The organism is Pseudomonas endophytica (assembly GCF_001411475.1).
In the GTDB taxonomy this organism is placed as follows: Bacteria; Pseudomonadota; Gammaproteobacteria; order Pseudomonadales; family Pseudomonadaceae; genus Aquipseudomonas; species Aquipseudomonas endophytica.
Window position 1 is genome coordinate 1 of record NZ_LLWH01000235.1, and the last position, 16963, is coordinate 16963.

Consider the following 16963-nt stretch of genomic DNA (forward strand, 5'->3'; position numbering starts at 1 on the left):
TAGGAGCGAGCTTGCTCGCGATCTTTTGACCTTGCCCCTACACGGCATTGCAGCGATCTGGCTAACCCCAAAATCCCGGTTTGGCCATCAGCGCTTCATGCAATTGCGCGGCGCTGATATGGCGTTTGGCAGGGTCGACGGTCAGGGCTTGGCGCACGGCGCGCCATGCATGGCGTGGCAGGTTTTTAGGGCGCTTGAGGCGGGTTTTGGTGGCAGGTTGGCGCTTAAACGGGTGTTTACCGCTGGCCAGTTCATACAACAAACAACCCAGCGCAAACACATCGGCGCCGCGGGTCAACGGCGCGCCGTCTAGGATTTCAGGCGCGGCATAACCCGGTGTCCAAGCGTTGACGCGGTGTCGGCTGACATGCGCCAGCCCCTCTAATGTGCCCGCCTCGGCTTGGCCCAATCCAAAGTCGAACACCCGCACACCGTCTTCACTGAGCAACACATTGCTCGGTTTGATATCACCGTGCAGAACACCCCGCGCGTGGGCATGCGCGACGGCGTCCAGCAACGGCAAGGCAATGTCGCGTAACACGGGCCACCCCACCCCCAAAGGCCGTTCGCATAACAAACGGTCCAGGGTTGGGCCGCGCAACAGTTCCATGACGACAAACACCCGCTGGTGTGTCGTATCGACGTTAAAGCTGTAAGGGCGCAGTACGTTGGGGTGATGCAAGTGACGCAGCAGCGCGTACTCATTGAAGAGTAACGCGCTGGCATCGGGTGAATGCTCATAGGCTTCGCTGAGGACTTTTAGCGCGACGTAAGGCTGTGGGTCACCGAACTGTTCCTGAAGCAGATCCCGCGCCCGATACACCGTGCCCATGCCTCCCGCACCGAGTAAACGCTCGATGCAGTAACGCCCGCCCAGTACTTCTGGCACTGCCCGTGACTTCACCTCTGACGCTTGCACGTCGCTCGCACTCATTGGCGAATTACCACGGCGCTGACGTTGTCACGCGCTTCACCGCGCAGTACGCCGTCCAACAAACGTGCCAATGCCACCTGCGGGGAAATCAGGCTCAGGGCGTTGCCTATTTCGCTGTGGCTGAGGTCCTGATACAACCCATCGCTGCACAGCAAAAACACATCCCTGGGCAGCACTTCTAGCTCAACCACACTCAGGCTTAGGTGCTCGCTGGCGCCCACGGCACGGGTCAGGGCGCGGGCTCCGGGGTGAGCGAGCGCCTCATCGCTGCTCATGTCGTGTTCATCCATCAGTTGCTGCTGTAACGAATGATCGCGTGACAGTTGGTACAACTGCTGCCCACGCCACAAGTAGCAACGGCTATCACCTGCCCACACGCAAGCTCCGCGCTGACCGTCTAACAACAGCGCCACCACGGTGCTGCCCATGATGGCGTCCGCATGCTGATCACTGAGGGTCAGTTCCTGACCCATGCGCCGGTTGAGCCAATGCAGGCATTGACGCACAGCGCTAAGCCGCTCATCAAACGTCTGCGCCTGCGTCAGTTCACCCAAGCTGGTGACGATCAACTGGCTGGCAATATCGCCCGCCCGATGCCCGCCCATGCCATCCGCTACGGCCCAAAGCCCATGCTGCGGGCAGTCGAGGATGGCGTCTTCGTTACGCTCGCGGACTTTGCCTTGGTCGGTGCCCGCCGCACTGCGCCATTGCTGGGGCTGCTCCATCACAGTTGCTCTGCCAAACGGAAGCTGCGCAACACGTCCATATCAAACGGGTTGGGCGTGCGCTGGCTCATCAACAGGTAATTGGCGCGTAGACCGCCCACGTCAGCTTTAAGCACCATGACATCACGGCCACTTAGGTAATCGGTCTGCATCAGGTCTAGCAATCGAAACAATGACCAAGGCCCAGTGCTTTTTTCGATGCCGACCGGGCGCCCTGTGGCTTTTTCCATGACCAGGCTGGCGCGGCCATTTTCAGCCTCGGTTGGCCACTGCAAGGTCACCGGAACAATAGGGCCGTGACGGTATTCGATGGACTGGTTGCCAAAGCGGAACTCAGACCGGCTAACGCTGGAGTCGAGGTTGTAAGGCTCTAGGGTGAACTGCACCTGCGGCTCGGCCGGGTTTTGGGCGAAGAAGCTTTGCCGAATGACCTGCACCGCCGCCATTTGATCGAGGTAGTTTTTGCCCATCGGCAAGCTTTGCCCGTCGAGGCTGCGCAAACGGTAGTTGCCCGCTTCACCGCTGACAAAAGGCCGCATGTAGCTGTCGAAGAAGCGCTCACTGATGCCTTGCCCGCGGAAGAACTCACGGAAGTCATTCAGGGCCACGTCGCTGCTGCTATGTGCGTTGAACGGATAGCGCTGTTTGATCGCGCGCACGTAAAAGCTGAACACCTCACGCTGATAACGCTGGTTGATGAACTGATAGGTGTCGCTGAGCATCAGACGCCAAGTGTCTTCGGCCATCGCGTTGAACCACCCGTTGAGCGGGCTGGGTAAGCGTTGTGATGCCTGACGCAGTTGGCTCAAGGCGTCACGCTGGCCGGTCATGCGCGACTTGGCCATTTCGAAGACCGTATGATCCGGCGTGCTGGCGCGGGCTAGGCTGGCCAGTTGCAGGTGTACGTCATTTAGCCCCAGCAGGGCTGACGAGAGGTCGGGCGTTGGGCCATCGTCTTCATCGAGCAAGCGATGCAATGGTTCGAAGCGACGCTGCAAAGCTTTTTTGGCGGTGTCTGGCAGGCTTGCCGCCAGTGCATCTGACGCCTTCGCCGCGGTTGCGGTTGCGGTTGCGACGTCGCTCAGCTTTTTCGGAACGCTGTCGTCAGCTTCCGGCAGGGCTTCAAGGGTTTCAGCGAGGCTTAACAAGCGTGTGTTTTCGCGCACTTCAAGCAACAAATGCAGCACCGCAGAGTTGGCAGAGGTCAAACCGGCAAATTGCTCCGCGCCTTCACGGGCGTTGTTGAACGGCTGCAATGCCAATTGGCCGACTGCTTCGCTCCAGTGCGTGGCGTAATCGCGAAAGTACAGTTGCTCAAGCTCGACCATCAGCTTGCGCAAGTCCATGGCGCTGATGCTGCTGCCTTCGCCGAGGATCCAGTTGTCACGCAGAATTTCACTGACCAGTGAGGCGCCTTGAACCGAGAAATACTGTTTGTAGCCATGCTGGGTATAGAACCCTGGGATGACGTAGTCTGCGCCGCTGAATACGCTGGCTTGTGGCCCCAGATGCTGAGCAAAGCTGTAGGGCGCCAAGGCGTGCGCTTGGTCGCGCAACATGCGGTACACCACCGACGCCTGCGACTCACTGCGCAGGGCCTGCCGCGCTTGGGCGACTAAGGTGTCGTTGAGCGGGTAATTCACGGTCTGGCCCAGCAAACGCGCAAAGTGTTGGTTTAGCCCGTTCTGCACGGCGGTATTGCCGGGGTAACGCGCCGACCAGTCGGTGGCCACCCAAGCCCGGAGCCAAGCGTTGTCGCGGCGTTCTGGCAGCCCCAGCATCAGGTAAGCGCGGACGCTGTTGAGCAAACGATCACGGTTGTTGAGGTTAGCGCGGATCTGAGCTTCAAGCTGCTGAGCCACTCGGGGCAATAATTGCACTTGGAGTTCGCGCTCATACGCCCGAGTGACCACCGGATGGCTGGCGCCCCCCTGATACAACCCCGTGCGCTCATACAGCGGTGCGTCGATCAGCGACGGGAAAATCCGCGTCGCCGCGTATTGCGTGTCGAGTGTGCTGAGCACTGCCCGCGCATCATCACGCGGGCTTAACAGTGAGCGCTGCTTGCTCCCTTGCTGCGCCAATTCGCGCAAGGTATCCAAACGCTCATGGTTGGTCGAAAAGCTCGCTGTCCACAGTAGCCCCAAGCCACCGAGTACCGTCAACGCGCCCACGTACAGGCCGCGTTGGCCCCAGTGAAGCCGTCGACGCTCGCGCTTGTCCAGCCCCGCTAGCTCGGCCTCAGGGAAAATAACCCGGCTCAATAGATGATGAACAAAATGCGAGCGCCCACTGTGCAAGGTCGGCAGCACTTGGGCTTTCATGTCTAGCTCGGAACCGACTTGAGCGGTTGCCGCGTCGAGTTGTTGCTTCACGTGGGGCGAGCTGGTTAGGTAAAAGCCCCGCAGCGGGCTGGCACGCTGGTAGCGATTACCGGTGAAAGCCATGTCGACGAACAGGCACAAGCGCTCGCCAATGGCGCCCAGTTGATGAGGAAAGTCGAGGATGCGCCCGCGTCGTTGAGTGTCGCGCTCTTGATGCATGCGGGATATGACTTGGCTGTTAAGACGCCCCAACAACGACTCAAACTCGGCACGCAGCAACGCCACATCGGCACCGCTCTGATCTTTACCAAAACTGGCCCCGAACACTTGGTCGCTCTCTTCGCGGCTCAACTGCTCAAAAAACTCGGTAAAGCCCAACAGCTTGTCGGCCTTGCTCAGCACCAGATACACCGGCACTTCGATGTGCAAGGTTTGATGCACCTCTTGCAGGCGCAAACGAACCTGCTCAGCAAGGTCAGACAAGCGGCTTTCGTCAGTTGAGAGCAACGCGTCGACCGGCAAGGTCACCAAGACGCCATTGAGCGGGCGCTCACGTCGGCGTTTGCGCAGCAAGTCGAGCAAGGTGCGCCAACCGCTGGCATCTGCCGGGGTGGCGTCTTGGGTCAAGAACCGCCCAGCGGTGTCGATCAGCACGCCATCTTCGGCGAAGTACCACTCGCAGTCGCGAGTCCCGCTGGTGTCGCGGGTGAGTTTGCGGTCAATTTTGTTCAGCGGGAACTCAAGCCCCGAAAAGTCCAGCAAGCTGGTTTTGCCGCTGCCGTGAGGCCCGAGCAATAAGTACCACGGCAACTCATCGCGCCATCGCTCACTTCGGCCACGGTACACGCTGGAGGTTTTGAGCGTGTGTAAGGCCTTTTTAAAGCGTGTGCGCAGTTCTTTGTGCGAGGCTTTAATCAGCGCTTCGCGGCGCTCGCGCTCTTGACCAACCTCGCTGTCTTCGGCCTCTTTTTTCCGCACACCGGCGCGCCAGCTCACAAAGACCATGGTTAGGCCCCAGATCAGGCACAGCGCACTGATGGTCAACAACCGAGCCGTCGAGTCGGCCCAAAATTTATAATCATCGACCGCCAGCAGCGGGCCGACCCACCACACCAACAGCGCGATGGACAGCAGCAATACCAACGTCCACACCCAGGTCTGGCACACAAAGGTGCCAAGCTTTTTCATACTATTTTTCATGACCTAATCCTAATTACAACTGCGGCCGAACAACCGGCGTGTCGAGCTGTTGATACGGTTGCAATACCACTTTGCGCTGCTCGCCCAACACCCAAGCAAAGCCCGAAAACATGACCACCAGACAGCCTGCGGTGAAGGTCGCCAGCAACCAGCCCGGCACGATGCGGGTGAGGCTGTGGCGGCGGGACTTGAGCCCTTGCCAACGAGGTGAAAGCTCGCGTGGAACGTCGCCGCGCAAATGCCGGATCTGTCGATACAGCGCGTCGCGAATGCCATCGAGCTCATGAATACCGCGCTCGATCACTCGAAACTTGCCTTCAAAACCCAAGGCCAGGCACAGGTAAATCAGCTCCAGCAACGAGAGGTTGTAAACCGGGTCTTTGCACAGTTGTTCAAGCACCTGAAAGACCTTTTCACCGCCAAAGGTTTCATTGTGGAAACTACTGAGCAGGCTCTGTTGCGACCACTCGCTTTCCTTTCCCCAAGGCGTCGTCACCACGGCTTCATCGACCACCGTGCACAGGATGTAGCGGGCTTTCATCATGTGCTGGCTGTCTACGCCACGACACAAGGCATTGGCTTCAAAAGCCTTGAGCGCAGTGGTGAGTTGGCTGTGTAAGCCAAGCAGCGTGTCGGGTGTGGTGCTGTGTTTGATATGCACCACGTACGACAGCACTTCACTGGCGGCGGCCACCAACGGGTTTACGCTCACGCTGAATTTTTCGGCAGGCTTGACCCGAGCCGAATAGATCATTCGCTCTTCAAGTTGCTCAATTTTTGGCGGCGCCTGCACATCGGTCAGGGCACCCGTGGCGGGGGTGTCACCATTACGAAAAACCATCACCGTGCTGTCATCTGTTGGGTGTTGTGAATCCGTACGCATGGCGGTCAGTTCCTGATGGCCCAAAATTGCAGTTCAAGCGCTGAAAACTCGCCCGAAACATGAAAGGCAAACCCACCCGAACGCTCTAGCTGCGCCAGCTCTTCGTTGCCGAGTTCGAGGATGAAATAGGTCTTGTTGGAGTGAAACGGGATCTGCCGTGGCGCCACCGGTAAGGGTTTAACCTTGAACCCCGGCAAGTGCAGGTTGACCAGTTGGCGAATGTTTTCGACGGCCCCAACCTTAAGGTGCGCGGGCAACCGGTGACGCAGTTCCTCACTGTCACAATGGGCCTGTGCGGCAAGCACAAACGAGGTGGTGGCGAGCAGTGCGTGGTCTGTCAGCGGTGACACCAGCACCCCGTATTGGCGACTTTCCAGCACCAGCTCCATGGCGTGTTGCTCAAGCACCATCGACAGCACTTGGCGAATAGCGTCCATCAAGGTGCGAAAGCTTTCGCCCTGATTACTGTGTTGGTAGGTGCTGCGCAGTTGCGGGCGCTTGCTCTCGCCGCCAAAGGTCGCCAAGTCACCCAACATGGCCAGTAATGAGCAATACAACTCTTCGGGGTGCAGTTGCTCTAGGCTCAAGTAATGGCGCAACACCAGTTCGGTACGGTTAATCAGTTGGAGCATCATGAAGTCACCGACCTCTGCCCCGCCGACCTTGCTATTGGAGCTGATGCGCTGCGCCAGTGCGTCGCCCCGGTTGCCGATCATGCTGATGACTTCTTTCAGGCAGGACAGCACGTAGCCCGAGGCGTGGGCGTGGATGAAGGTCGGGACGAAGTGTTCATCAAGGCGAATAACGCCGTCTGAAGTGGTGTCGAGGATCTGACAAAGCTGCAATTTGATGCAGGCTTGATCGTTCTGTTGCGCGCCTAACAGCAAACGAAAATCAGGGCGGGCACAGCTGACTTGGCTGCTGGCGTCGTCACCGGCATTTGAGTCGGACACGTCAATGTCGTACGCGGTGTAGCGCGCCAGCACATCGCCCTGATCGAGGCGTCGAGTTTCGATGTGATTGCCCGTGACCAATGGCAACGCCAAATAAACCGGCGTGTTGGCGGTGTGCCGCGGCACGTCCAGCACCAATGCCTGAGTGCTGCCGCCCAGTTCGAACAGGCTACCGTCCGGCAAGATGCCCGATGCCTGGCTGATCACCAGTTTGCCCATGTTGAGAAACTGCATGTCGATGTCCAGCCCCAAAAAACCCCAGGTGTAACGACCCAGTAGTTGGGTGCGGGCGTTCATTTGGTGGTGGTAATAACGATCACTTTGTTGAAAGTGCTGAGGCCGCAACAACATGCCTTCGCGCCAGATAACTTTGTGTGCATTCATGTTCAATCATCCGCCTGTGCAAGTGCCCGTTCGGCGTTGTGTATGCCCGCCTGATCGAACACCAGATGCGTATTGGTCAGCTCACCGGACGCCAGCGGAACCACATAGCGCCACTGCGTTTGCGGTAAGTCACGATAGGCTGCTAACACCCCGACATAGCGGCTGCCGGGTTCGACGCGCAGCTTAAGATCGACGCTCTCGCCGGGGCGTAATGTCAGTTCTTCACTGGTCACCAGGTCGGGGGATAGCGAGGGTTTTGGGCGTTCATACAGGCTGAAGAAATCGACGTTCTCAAAAGCGACTGGATGTTTGAGTTCCAGCAGCCGGATGACCAGCGGCGAAGGACGACCATTCAGGTCGAGGTTGACCTGATCGCTGGCGCTCAACGTAAGGTCGAGCTTGGTGACGCTGGAGTACGGCGATAACGCCGAACATCCGCTCAGCAACAGCACCGTCAGTGCCAGCAATGCGTTGAGGTGAAGGGGTGTACTACGCGACATGCGCATCATCCTTGAGGGTCATTGTGAAGGGTGGAGATCAACCGGACTTGCTCTTCATAGGCTTGGGCGAAATCGCGGGCCAGCAGGCGTTCGCACCAGTCATCGTCTCGTTGCAGGGTCTGGTGATAACGAGTGAATGCACGCCAGCGGCTACCGGATGTCGTGAGCCACGGCTGATAGCCATCACGCTCAAAACGCAAGATCAGTTGCTGCGGGGAGAAATGTTCAAGGCTGCTGCGAATCGCCGCACGGCTGGCACTCAACAACGCCACTTGATGCGCCTGGACATCACGAAATGCACGCCAAACCACCTGCTCGGCGCCGAGTTGATGGGGCTTTTTCGGGGCCAGTAACAGGCCTAACGCCTCAGTCGCATCTTGGGTGGATTTGAGCGGATTTTGTCGGGCCTCCGGGGCGGCTGTGTGGGCCAGTCGCAGTTGATTTTTAAGTTCACTGCGGGTCCATAAGCTTTGCTGCAAACCGCTGATGCTGTGATTGAGCAGTCGGGCGGCCTTGAGCGCCAGCGCTTCGCGGTCGTGACGCGATTGCTGCGACAGGTCAACCCCCACTGCCGCACCAAAAGCTACCCAGAAAGCATCGTCGCTCGGCGGGCCCAAGGGCGCTGTTTGGTCTGGCAATGGAGCCTTCTGGGCTTCTACCAGATGCGGCACCCGCAGATTTTCATAGTCAATCTGCGCATAGTCGACACGCTGTTCCCAGCTTGTGGGTTGGCTGTGCGTAGGTTCAGGTTCATCCAGTACGGCAAACACCGCGGCGGGTATTTTTATGGGGTCGAGTGGGTCCAGTGCTAGAAATGCATCATCCGGGATGATGCTACCCGCCGGTTGAGGCCGGCCGACCTGATCCAGCATTGCTTGCAGCTCGTGCTCCAACTGCGCACAGATCTGGAAATGACCGATAAAAAACACATCGCCATGCTCAATACGCTGCGCTTGGCCCTTGATCAGCCAGACTCCTGAACGGTTCACACAACTGCCGTTGGTACTGCTGTCGGTGAAGAAAAAGGTCCCGTCTCGGTAGCTGATATGCGCATGACAATTGGAGACGTTTCTTGAGCTGTCTAGCAGTACCCAATCGCAACTCGGATTACGTCCAATCGTGCCGCCCTGCTCTGAGAAGGTTTTGCGCATCACCTGCGCGGCGTCCCGTGACCCGGTGTCGAGCAGGTCAAATACCAGTTCCATTGTGAGGCTCCTTACGGTCACTTACCGCGATTGACCGCGTGCGGATCACCCAATGGGCGATAGCTGTTGTCGTTGAATTTGTAATTGGCGCTGCAACCACTTGCGCCACACAGCACGGCGAAAGTCAGCAGCACCGCGCACCAGAGACGGGCAGTCATCAGGAGAGTCTCCAAAGAATCGGGTTAGGGTTGGTTTGCGCTGGATTGCAGCCGCGACGGCAGGGACCTCACGACCCCGTCCTTTTAAGATCGCCCAAGCTGATATTCAGGCGTTCCAAGCGATACAACAGCGTGCGTCGAGCAACACCCAGTTCATGGGCTGCACGGGTCTGGTTACCGGCGTTTTTGCGTAGGCAGTCGAGTAGCAGCCCCCGCTCAACCTGTTCCATACGCTCGCGCAAATTAAGTGTGCAGGGCATAAGGGGTGCATCGCGGGCCAATGAAAAATGCTCGGAGTGCAGTTCGTCGCCTTCGCAGAGCAATACCGCGCGCTCGACCAGCCCTTTGAGTTCACGCACATTGCCAGGGAAGGCATAGCTGGCCAGTTGCTCCATCACTGACGCCGACCAGAGCAAGGGTCGGCGCTGCAAAAAACCGCAGGTCTGGTCAGCAAAATGTCGAGCCAGATCGAGAATGTCGCCCTCTCGCTCACGCAATGCGGGCAAGGTGATAGGGAATTGTGCGAGGCGGTAATACAGGTCTTCGCGAAACAGCCCTTGGCTGACCAGTTGCGTCAAATCGCGGTGGGTAGCCGCAATGATTCGCACATCAATGGTGTGGGTCACGTTGGAGCCTAATGGTCGAATCTCGCCTTCCTGCAATACCCGCAATAATTTGGCTTGCAGCGCCAGCGGCATGTCACCGATCTCGTCCAGCAGCAAGGTGCCACCGTGGGCGCTGTCAAACAGCCCCGCGCGATCGCGATCAGCGCCGGTAAAGGCGCCCTTGCGATAACCGAATAGCTCGCTTTCAAGCAGAGCTTCAGGGAGCGCTGCGCAGTTCTGCACAACAAAGGGCCGGGCACGACGCGGGCTGCGATCATGAATCACCCTAGCGACGATTTCTTTTCCCGTTCCGGTTTCACCCATCAGCAACACGGTGTAAGGGCTGTTAACCACTTTATTGATTAGATGGTAGGTCTGACGCATGACCCGGCTGTTACCGATAAGCCCTGAGGCACTACCCTCCCGACTGGATGGCAACGCCATTGGCTCGCCCTGTTGATGCAAGCGAAGCTGACCCCAGACAAAAGTGCCAAAAACCCCAATCGACGGCGCATAGGCCAATAGCTCTACCGGCTGATGGGTCACCGCCAGCAAAACGCCCTCAACTGACTGTTGTGCGTTAAGCAATGGCACGCATAACAATGCCCGCCAGGGCAGATCTTGGCGGGGTAAAAAATCGGTGTCATACAGCCCCTCGCTGAGGTCGTCGATACTCACCACCCGGCTTTGGCACAGAGCGAATTGCAACAGTTGCTGCCCGCTGTAATCCGTCGGCAGCCCCTGAGCGCGCTTGGGCTGCACCCCGCCCTCGAACCACTCTGCGGTCAACTCCAAGCGCTTATGGGTTGCATCGAGTAAGTACAGCTGGCTCAACTCACACCCACTCAGTTGCGCCACCGCACGCACGCACTGATCGACAACACTGACGCTGCGGGTGCAACGCGCCACGCTGGCAAAGTGCTGGAGCAACGACTCGGCATACGCCAAAGGGTCGGCTAGCTGAACGAACATCGGCTCCACCTTAAGCAAACTCACAGGTCACGTGGGCCTGCGCATCTAGCGTGGCTCGCACACTCGTGAGGGTTTGCGCGTTGGCCATGGCTTCTAGCAGGCGGTCGGCGATCAGTGGCATGACGTGTGTGTCCAGTAAGTAGTCGATCAAGCGCGCACCGCTGTCGCTGTGGGTGCAGCGCTCGGCCAAGTGGTCGACTAAGGGCTGGCAATAGCTGAACGCCAATTGACGACGTTGCAGACGTTCGCCCAGACGTTGAAGTTTTATCTCGATCAATTCGCGCAACACCGGGCCACTGACCGGGTAGTACGGAACAACGCGCATCCGCGCCAGCAGCGCGGGTTTGAAGTGGTTGCTCAGTACCGGACGAATGCTCTGCTCAAGGATTTCGGCACTTGGCCGCGCCCCGTTCTCGCACAGTGCACTGATCCGATCACTGGCCAGGTTGGAGGTCATCAGGATCAAGGTGTTGCGAAAGTCGATTTCTCGCCCTTCGCCGTCATTGGCAACGCCTTTGTCAAAGATTTGATAGAACAGGTTGAGTACATCGGGATCGGCTTTTTCGACTTCATCGAGCAGCACTACGGAGTAGGGCTTTTGCCGAACGGCCTCCGTCAACATGCCGCCCTCGCCATAACCTACATAGCCGGGCGGTGCGCCAATCAAGCGCGAGACAGTGTGCTTTTCTTGGAACTCGGACATGTTGATGGTGGTGATAAAGCGTTCGCCGCCGTATAAAAGATCGGCCAACGCCAGGGCGGTTTCGGTCTTACCAACGCCGCTCGGCCCCACCAGCAAAAAGACCCCCACGGGCGCATCCGGCTTATTGAGGCCCGCCGCCGTGGCGCGCATGGAACGGTCAAGGGCGTGGATGGCTTGCTCCTGCCCGCGAATTCGGGCGCTCAAGTCGGCGCCGAAACTGCTTACTTTGGCGCTATGCTCGCGCGCCAGTTGCGACACTGGAACGCCGGTCCAGGCGCTGATCACTTCGGCCACAAGGCGCGGGCACACTTCAAAACTGACCAGCCGTTCCAGAGTGTGAGCTTCGCTCAGGGTGCGATGCGTTTGGCTAAGGTCCGCTTCGAGCTGCGCAACGCTTGGGCCGTTACTCAGGTCTAGGTTCGGCTCGCTAAAGTCGCGAGCTTGGGCCAGTTGTTGGCGTAGCTCCAGCAGGCGCTCGGCCAATGCGCGCTGTTCATTCCAGCGCGTCTCAAGGGCAAGCTGTTCGCTTTCGGCTTGCAGCAGACGCTCTTGCAGCGCCAGCAACTGCGCTTGATCAATCAACAAACCGGCATGGGCATCACGGCTCATGGCCTGACACTGACGACCGCCCTCGGCCAGCTCTGCGCGCAACTGTTCAAGTTTTTGCGGCGCAGCCGCCAAGCTGATACGCACTCGGGCGCAGGCGGTGTCGAGAACATCGACTGCTTTATCTGGGAGCTGGCGCCCCGCCAGATAGCGGGCTGACAATTGCGCCGCCGCGACAACCGCGTCGTCACGCAGATAAATACCGTGGCTTTTTTCATACACGTGAGCCAGCCCACGCAAGATGGTGACGGCCTCACTGACGGTCGGCTCGTGCAGCTGCACCGGTTGGAAGCGTCGGGCCAGCGCCGGGTCTTTTTCAAAGTATTTTTTGTACTCACCCCACGTGGTAGCGGCGATGGTTCGCAGCTCACCACGGGCCAGTGCGGGCTTAAGCAGGTTGGCTGCATCCGAACCTCCGGCATTGCCCCCTGCCCCGATTAACGTGTGGGCTTCATCAATAAACAAAATGATCGGTTTAGGGGAGGCTTTAACTTCGTCAATGACCCCTTTGAGACGGCGCTCAAATTCACCTTTAATGCTGGCCCCAGCCTGCAATAGCCCCATGTCCAGCGACAGCAACTCAACCCCAAGCAGCACTGGCGGGACTTCGCCCGTCGCGATACGCGATGCTAGACCTTCAACAATGGCGGTTTTGCCGACACCGGCTTCGCCCACCACAATCGGGTTGTTTTTACGCCTGCGAGCCAAAATGTCGATCATCTGGCGGATCGCGTCATCGCGGCACAACACCGGATCAAGTTTTCCGGCCCGCGCCTGCTCCGTCAGGTTGTGGGTAAAGCGCAGTAATAACGACTCGCCCGAGGCTGGCGCCCGACCACTGTCCGATGGCTCATGTTGCGACAAGGCAAAACCCTTGAGGCGCTCAATGTCGAGCTTGGCCAACAACGCCTGATAAGCACTTGCGGCATAACGCAGCGGGTTACGCAGCAAGGCGAGAATCAAGGCCGCCTGGTCGATATAGCTCTGCCCCAACTCGAGGCTGGCGACCAACAACGCATCTTGTAGCCACTGCACCAGTTGCGGCGCAAACACCGGGTTGCGCGACGCGCTGTTTTCACTGCGCGGCTGCAAGACAGCACTCAAGTGCCCAGCATCAACGTGTGCGTCTTGAAGCGCACGCGCCAGTAAGCCATCAGGGCGCTCCAGCAATTGCAGCAACAGGTCTTCAATCAAGACTTGGCTGGCGCCGCGTGCCACACAGCGCTCGGCACTGCCCTCTAGGTCGCGCCGGGTATCGGCGTCGAGTGCCTGTATCAGTTGTTGCAGGTCTACGTTGATCATGGCCAAAACTCCTTAATGTGCTTTTCCTAGGGTGACTACGCCGTCCGCATGTTCGCGGCCCAGCCAACTGGTCCAGCCCAGTCGACAGGGGTTGTGCTCGGCAATGCGTAGCTCGCGGATTTCGTCGTGTCGCAGCACCAGTCGAATGTCGTATTCCAGCGGGTCACGCAGGGTGAATCGCACCAGCGCGCAAAGCGGCTGATAACCCGTGCCTATCGGCAGAAGCTCATGAAAACGGTCCCAACTGAGCTGGCGGATATGAATGCGAAATTTTCCGCTGCAATCGCGCACACGCTCGCCCAGCACCAGGTTCTCACTCAGTTGATGATTGGCACGCCCCAAGCAGTTGCGCTGCTCTGCCAGCACCTCGACGCGGCGCTCGATGCACTGCTCAATCGTCAGGTCGGCGTGCTTGAAGTAGTAGCGCAATACCGACTCAATCAGAGCCGCCGAATGGGCGCGCAAACTCAACAAGCCGAGGTAAGGCAGCAGGCGCTTCCAGTTCAGTTCTTTCGCGTCGCGGATGGTTTCGCCGCCCAAACCGATCAGCGCAAATAAGTGGCTGGAAAACGGATCTTTGGCTCCGCTTTCGAAGCGAGCGCGGTAGCGGTACTTGCGCCAGATGGGCAGTAACAGTCGTTGTAATCGGTGATTAAACAGATCTAAAAACTGACGCGTTGGGTTCTCGGCATCGCCATCCCCTAGCGCCTGCTCACCATAAAACGCTGGCAATGGCGATGCTGAGCCCACCAGCCCCATCAGATTGAAACGCAAGCGCGCGCGGGCTTGGCCGTGCTCAACGAAGAACTCAACAGCGTCAACGTCGCAACCCGGAAAACCGAGACTCGGGTTCGCCACAAATTCCACGCGGTCATAGAGTTCGTCTTCGCTGATGTCAGCATTGCCCTCACGCAGGCGCTCAATGACCAACAGCACGGCCTGAAACAACGAGTACTCCCGTATGCCTCGGGTTAATACGCTTAGAGCAGGGGCTGTAGCCCCATGCGGGGTGTCCATTGGTAGCTTTCTCCCTGTGTACTGTTGACCCGCAGTTCGTGGTACGAATTGAGGCTGGCGTAAAGCGCAAAAAACTCGTTAAGCACTGAGGCAAACACAAACACGTCGCCCTCCCCGACATAGCCTTGGGGATCAATCGTCAGTTCGGTGCGCAGCCCCCGTAGGGGCAGGCCGCGATGCAAGCGGTCCACGTGTTCATGACGAATCGACTTGAGGCCATTGAGTAGGTTTTTGCTGACACGCTCGGCGTGTTCGTCGTAGTAGCGCGGTAAGTCGTAGGTTTCGAGAATCACCTTCAGCGCATCAACGTTGGCCAGCGATAGGTAGTTGAGCGACATGTTGCTGATCAGCTTCCAGAGGAAGTCACGCGTCAGTGGCGGCGCGTAACTGGGTGTTACCGGCCCGATATTGCGAAACGTCAGGAACTCGGGCGTGCCTTCACTGGGCAGACAAATATCCCCCTGATTGAGGCGTCGAGGCAGATTCTGGTTGGTGCAGGTCAGCTCAATGGATAGGGTTTCGCTCGCTTCAGGCTGGCGGGTGCCAAAACTGAGGTAGGTATCGAGCCCTTCATGCAGCAATGCTGGGCGCTGCCGAACGCTGTAGTGCGTTTGCTCATCGGTCACATCAAAACTTTGGTCGTGCTCGAATGACTCGAACGGCACATAGCGCTGAGAACCCGAACCGTCGACACGCCAACCGGTGACGCTGTCGACCGAGAACACCGCGCAATTTTCCGAGCCAAGCCTTGAGGGCATCAGCAGGTATTCGTCTTGCTTACCGTCCAGACGCACGGGCATTGCGTCGTGTTGAAACAGGTTCACGATGGGCGTGCAGTACAGTTTCACGTTGTCCAAGGTTGGACGCAGGCGCTGGGCACTGCTTTGGCGAATATCAAAGCGCAACTCCAAGCCCCGAACTTGCTTAAGGGCCTCTTCTGGCAGACTGTTAAGAGGCTCTAACCCGCCCAGATCAACAAACAAAAACTTGTCCTGAAACGCGAAGTACTCTTGCAAGTAGCGATACCCGCGAAAGGTATTAAGCGGGTACGGGATCAGCGCTTCTTCTTCGGCAAACCCCACCGGTTGAACGCACGTAGGTGGCAGGCTGAAAGCCAGATTGTCGTGACCCTCCACAGCGCGACCATCGCCATCCAAGGGCACCACGGTGACACCGTGCAAATGGCGTAATAATCCCAAATACAGCATTTGGCTGATGTAACGCTCGCCTGCCAGATGCAAGCGCAGGCGACTTAGCGCCACTTCACCCAGGTGACCGTCACAGGTCATATTCATACGCAAGCTGAGCAACGAGCCTTCACCGTTGACTGAGTGTTTGAGCTCAACCAACGCCAAGGGCAACACATCGGTGGGGTAGCAGGTTCTGAACTGACAGCTCACCCCGTTAATCGGCTTGCTCGCGACACGTGTCTCGCGTTCAACCCGCAATGCCGGGCCCGGACGCTCCAAAGGGTCGAACTGCAACATGCTGAAAGCGGGTAACGGCCGCATGTAATTGGGCCACAGCAGGTGCATCAGAGAATGGCTCAGCTCGGGCAGCTCATCGTCCAGCTTTTGACGCAGGCGCCCGGTTAAAAATGCAAACCCTTCAAGCAGCCGCTCGACATCCGGGTCGCGGCCTGCCTGACCCAAAAACGGCGCCAATGCCGGACTACGCTCAGCGAAGCGACTGCCCAACTGACGTAATGCAGTGAGTTCGCTTTGGTAGTAATGGTTAAAGGACACGGCGCTACCTGTTAGTTGTCGAAGGCACTGAACACGGGAAAACACATAGGGTTAAACGTTACGAGGGCGGTCTTAAGCGCCGACCTTGACCTGGCCACTGCCATCGAGGTGCGCAGTGAAACTGATCTGACGCTTGGCCCCCTCCACCTCCAGCCATCCTTCTAGGCTGAAGGCCAGCCGCAGCGGGTCGCCGTCTCTGGGTAAAGCAAGTACCCGAACTTGGCTCAGACGCGGCTCATAACGTTCAATGAATGTTTCGATAGCCTCACGCGCTTGAGAAAGCGCGTCATGCAGGCTCAATCGCATGTTGTTCAAATCGGGAAGCCCGTAGTCGGGCAGCGTTTGCACGCTGCCCGCTCGAGTGCTGAGCATTTTGGCCAAATGAGCGGCTACGGACGCCTGAACGCTGGCCGCTGGCCCCAAGCCACGGCGTTCATCCAAGTCACCGGCCAAGCGTTCGAAAAGGCTGCCATATGCCGTCATGCCTAGCCCTCGTTACTCTTTGTCCAGCTTGCCAACCAGCGACAAGGTGAAGTCAGCCCCCATGTACTTGAAGTGCGGGCGTACGTTAAGGCTGACGCGATACCAACCTGGCTCGCCTTCGACGTCACTGACCGAGATTTGCGCGGCACGCAAAGGGCGGCGACCACGGACTTCTGCAGCGGGGTTCTCTTGGTCGGCAACGTACTGCCGAATCCACTTGTTGAGTTCCAGCTCAAGGTCGGTGCGCTCTTTCCACGAGCCCAA

General features: G+C 58.3%; 13 protein-coding genes and 1 pseudogene. All 14 read right to left on the bottom strand.

Annotated elements, in window-relative coordinates:
* Positions 1–61: 61 nt before the first annotated feature.
* Positions 62–934 carry a serine/threonine-protein kinase gene (locus AQS70_RS22495; protein WP_082428181.1) on the bottom strand — a complete coding sequence of 291 codons (873 nt, stop codon included), beginning with the start codon at positions 932–934 and terminating at the stop codon, positions 62–64.
* Positions 931–1659 carry a PP2C family protein-serine/threonine phosphatase gene (locus AQS70_RS22500; protein ID WP_055104945.1) on the bottom strand — a complete coding sequence of 243 codons (729 nt, stop codon included), beginning with the start codon at positions 1657–1659 and terminating at the stop codon, positions 931–933. Before AQS70_RS22500 ends, AQS70_RS22495 begins: the two co-directional genes overlap by 4 nt.
* Positions 1659–5183 (bottom strand): type VI secretion system membrane subunit TssM, encoded by a 3525-nt coding sequence (tssM, locus tag AQS70_RS22505; protein WP_055104946.1) that lies wholly within the window; start codon positions 5181–5183, stop codon positions 1659–1661. The genes AQS70_RS22500 and tssM overlap by 1 nt, the downstream gene beginning before the upstream one ends.
* Before the next feature lie 13 nt (positions 5184–5196).
* Positions 5197–6066, bottom strand: coding sequence for a type IVB secretion system protein IcmH/DotU (gene icmH, locus AQS70_RS22510; protein ID WP_055104947.1), 870 nt, complete (start codon positions 6064–6066; stop codon positions 5197–5199).
* Between the two features lie 5 nt (positions 6067–6071).
* Entirely contained in the window at positions 6072–7403 is a 1332-nt protein-coding gene (tssK, locus tag AQS70_RS22515) for a type VI secretion system baseplate subunit TssK (protein ID WP_055104948.1), read from the bottom strand.
* A gap of 2 nt (positions 7404–7405) precedes the next feature.
* Entirely contained in the window at positions 7406–7903 is a 498-nt protein-coding gene (tssJ, locus tag AQS70_RS22520) for a type VI secretion system lipoprotein TssJ (protein ID WP_055104949.1), read from the bottom strand.
* Between the two features lie 5 nt (positions 7904–7908).
* Positions 7909–9108 carry a type VI secretion system-associated FHA domain protein TagH gene (gene tagH / locus AQS70_RS22525; protein WP_055104950.1) on the bottom strand — a complete coding sequence of 400 codons (1200 nt, stop codon included), beginning with the start codon at positions 9106–9108 and terminating at the stop codon, positions 7909–7911.
* Positions 9109–9125: 17 nt separating this feature from the next.
* On the bottom strand, positions 9126–9266 hold the full coding sequence (locus AQS70_RS22530) for a hypothetical protein (protein ID WP_055104951.1): 141 nt from the start codon (positions 9264–9266) through the stop codon (positions 9126–9128).
* A 68-nt stretch (positions 9267–9334) separates the two neighbouring features.
* Positions 9335–10843, bottom strand: a complete 1509-nt coding sequence (locus AQS70_RS22535; protein WP_055104952.1) for a sigma-54 interaction domain-containing protein — start codon at positions 10841–10843, stop codon at positions 9335–9337.
* A gap of 10 nt (positions 10844–10853) precedes the next feature.
* Positions 10854–13460, bottom strand: a complete 2607-nt coding sequence (tssH, locus tag AQS70_RS22540) for a type VI secretion system ATPase TssH (RefSeq protein ID WP_162233923.1) — start codon at positions 13458–13460, stop codon at positions 10854–10856.
* A 6-nt stretch (positions 13461–13466) separates the two neighbouring features.
* Positions 13467–14471, bottom strand: coding sequence for a type VI secretion system baseplate subunit TssG (gene tssG, locus AQS70_RS22545; protein ID WP_055104954.1), 1005 nt, complete (start codon positions 14469–14471; stop codon positions 13467–13469).
* Positions 14435–16216, bottom strand: coding sequence for a type VI secretion system baseplate subunit TssF (tssF, locus tag AQS70_RS22550; protein ID WP_055104955.1), 1782 nt, complete (start codon positions 16214–16216; stop codon positions 14435–14437). Before tssF ends, tssG begins: the two co-directional genes overlap by 37 nt.
* A gap of 72 nt (positions 16217–16288) precedes the next feature.
* Positions 16289–16699, bottom strand: a complete 411-nt coding sequence (gene tssE / locus AQS70_RS22555; protein ID WP_055104956.1) for a type VI secretion system baseplate subunit TssE — start codon at positions 16697–16699, stop codon at positions 16289–16291.
* Between the two features lie 12 nt (positions 16700–16711).
* Positions 16712–16963, bottom strand: a pseudogene (locus AQS70_RS22560) (type VI secretion system contractile sheath large subunit); the annotation flags it as partial.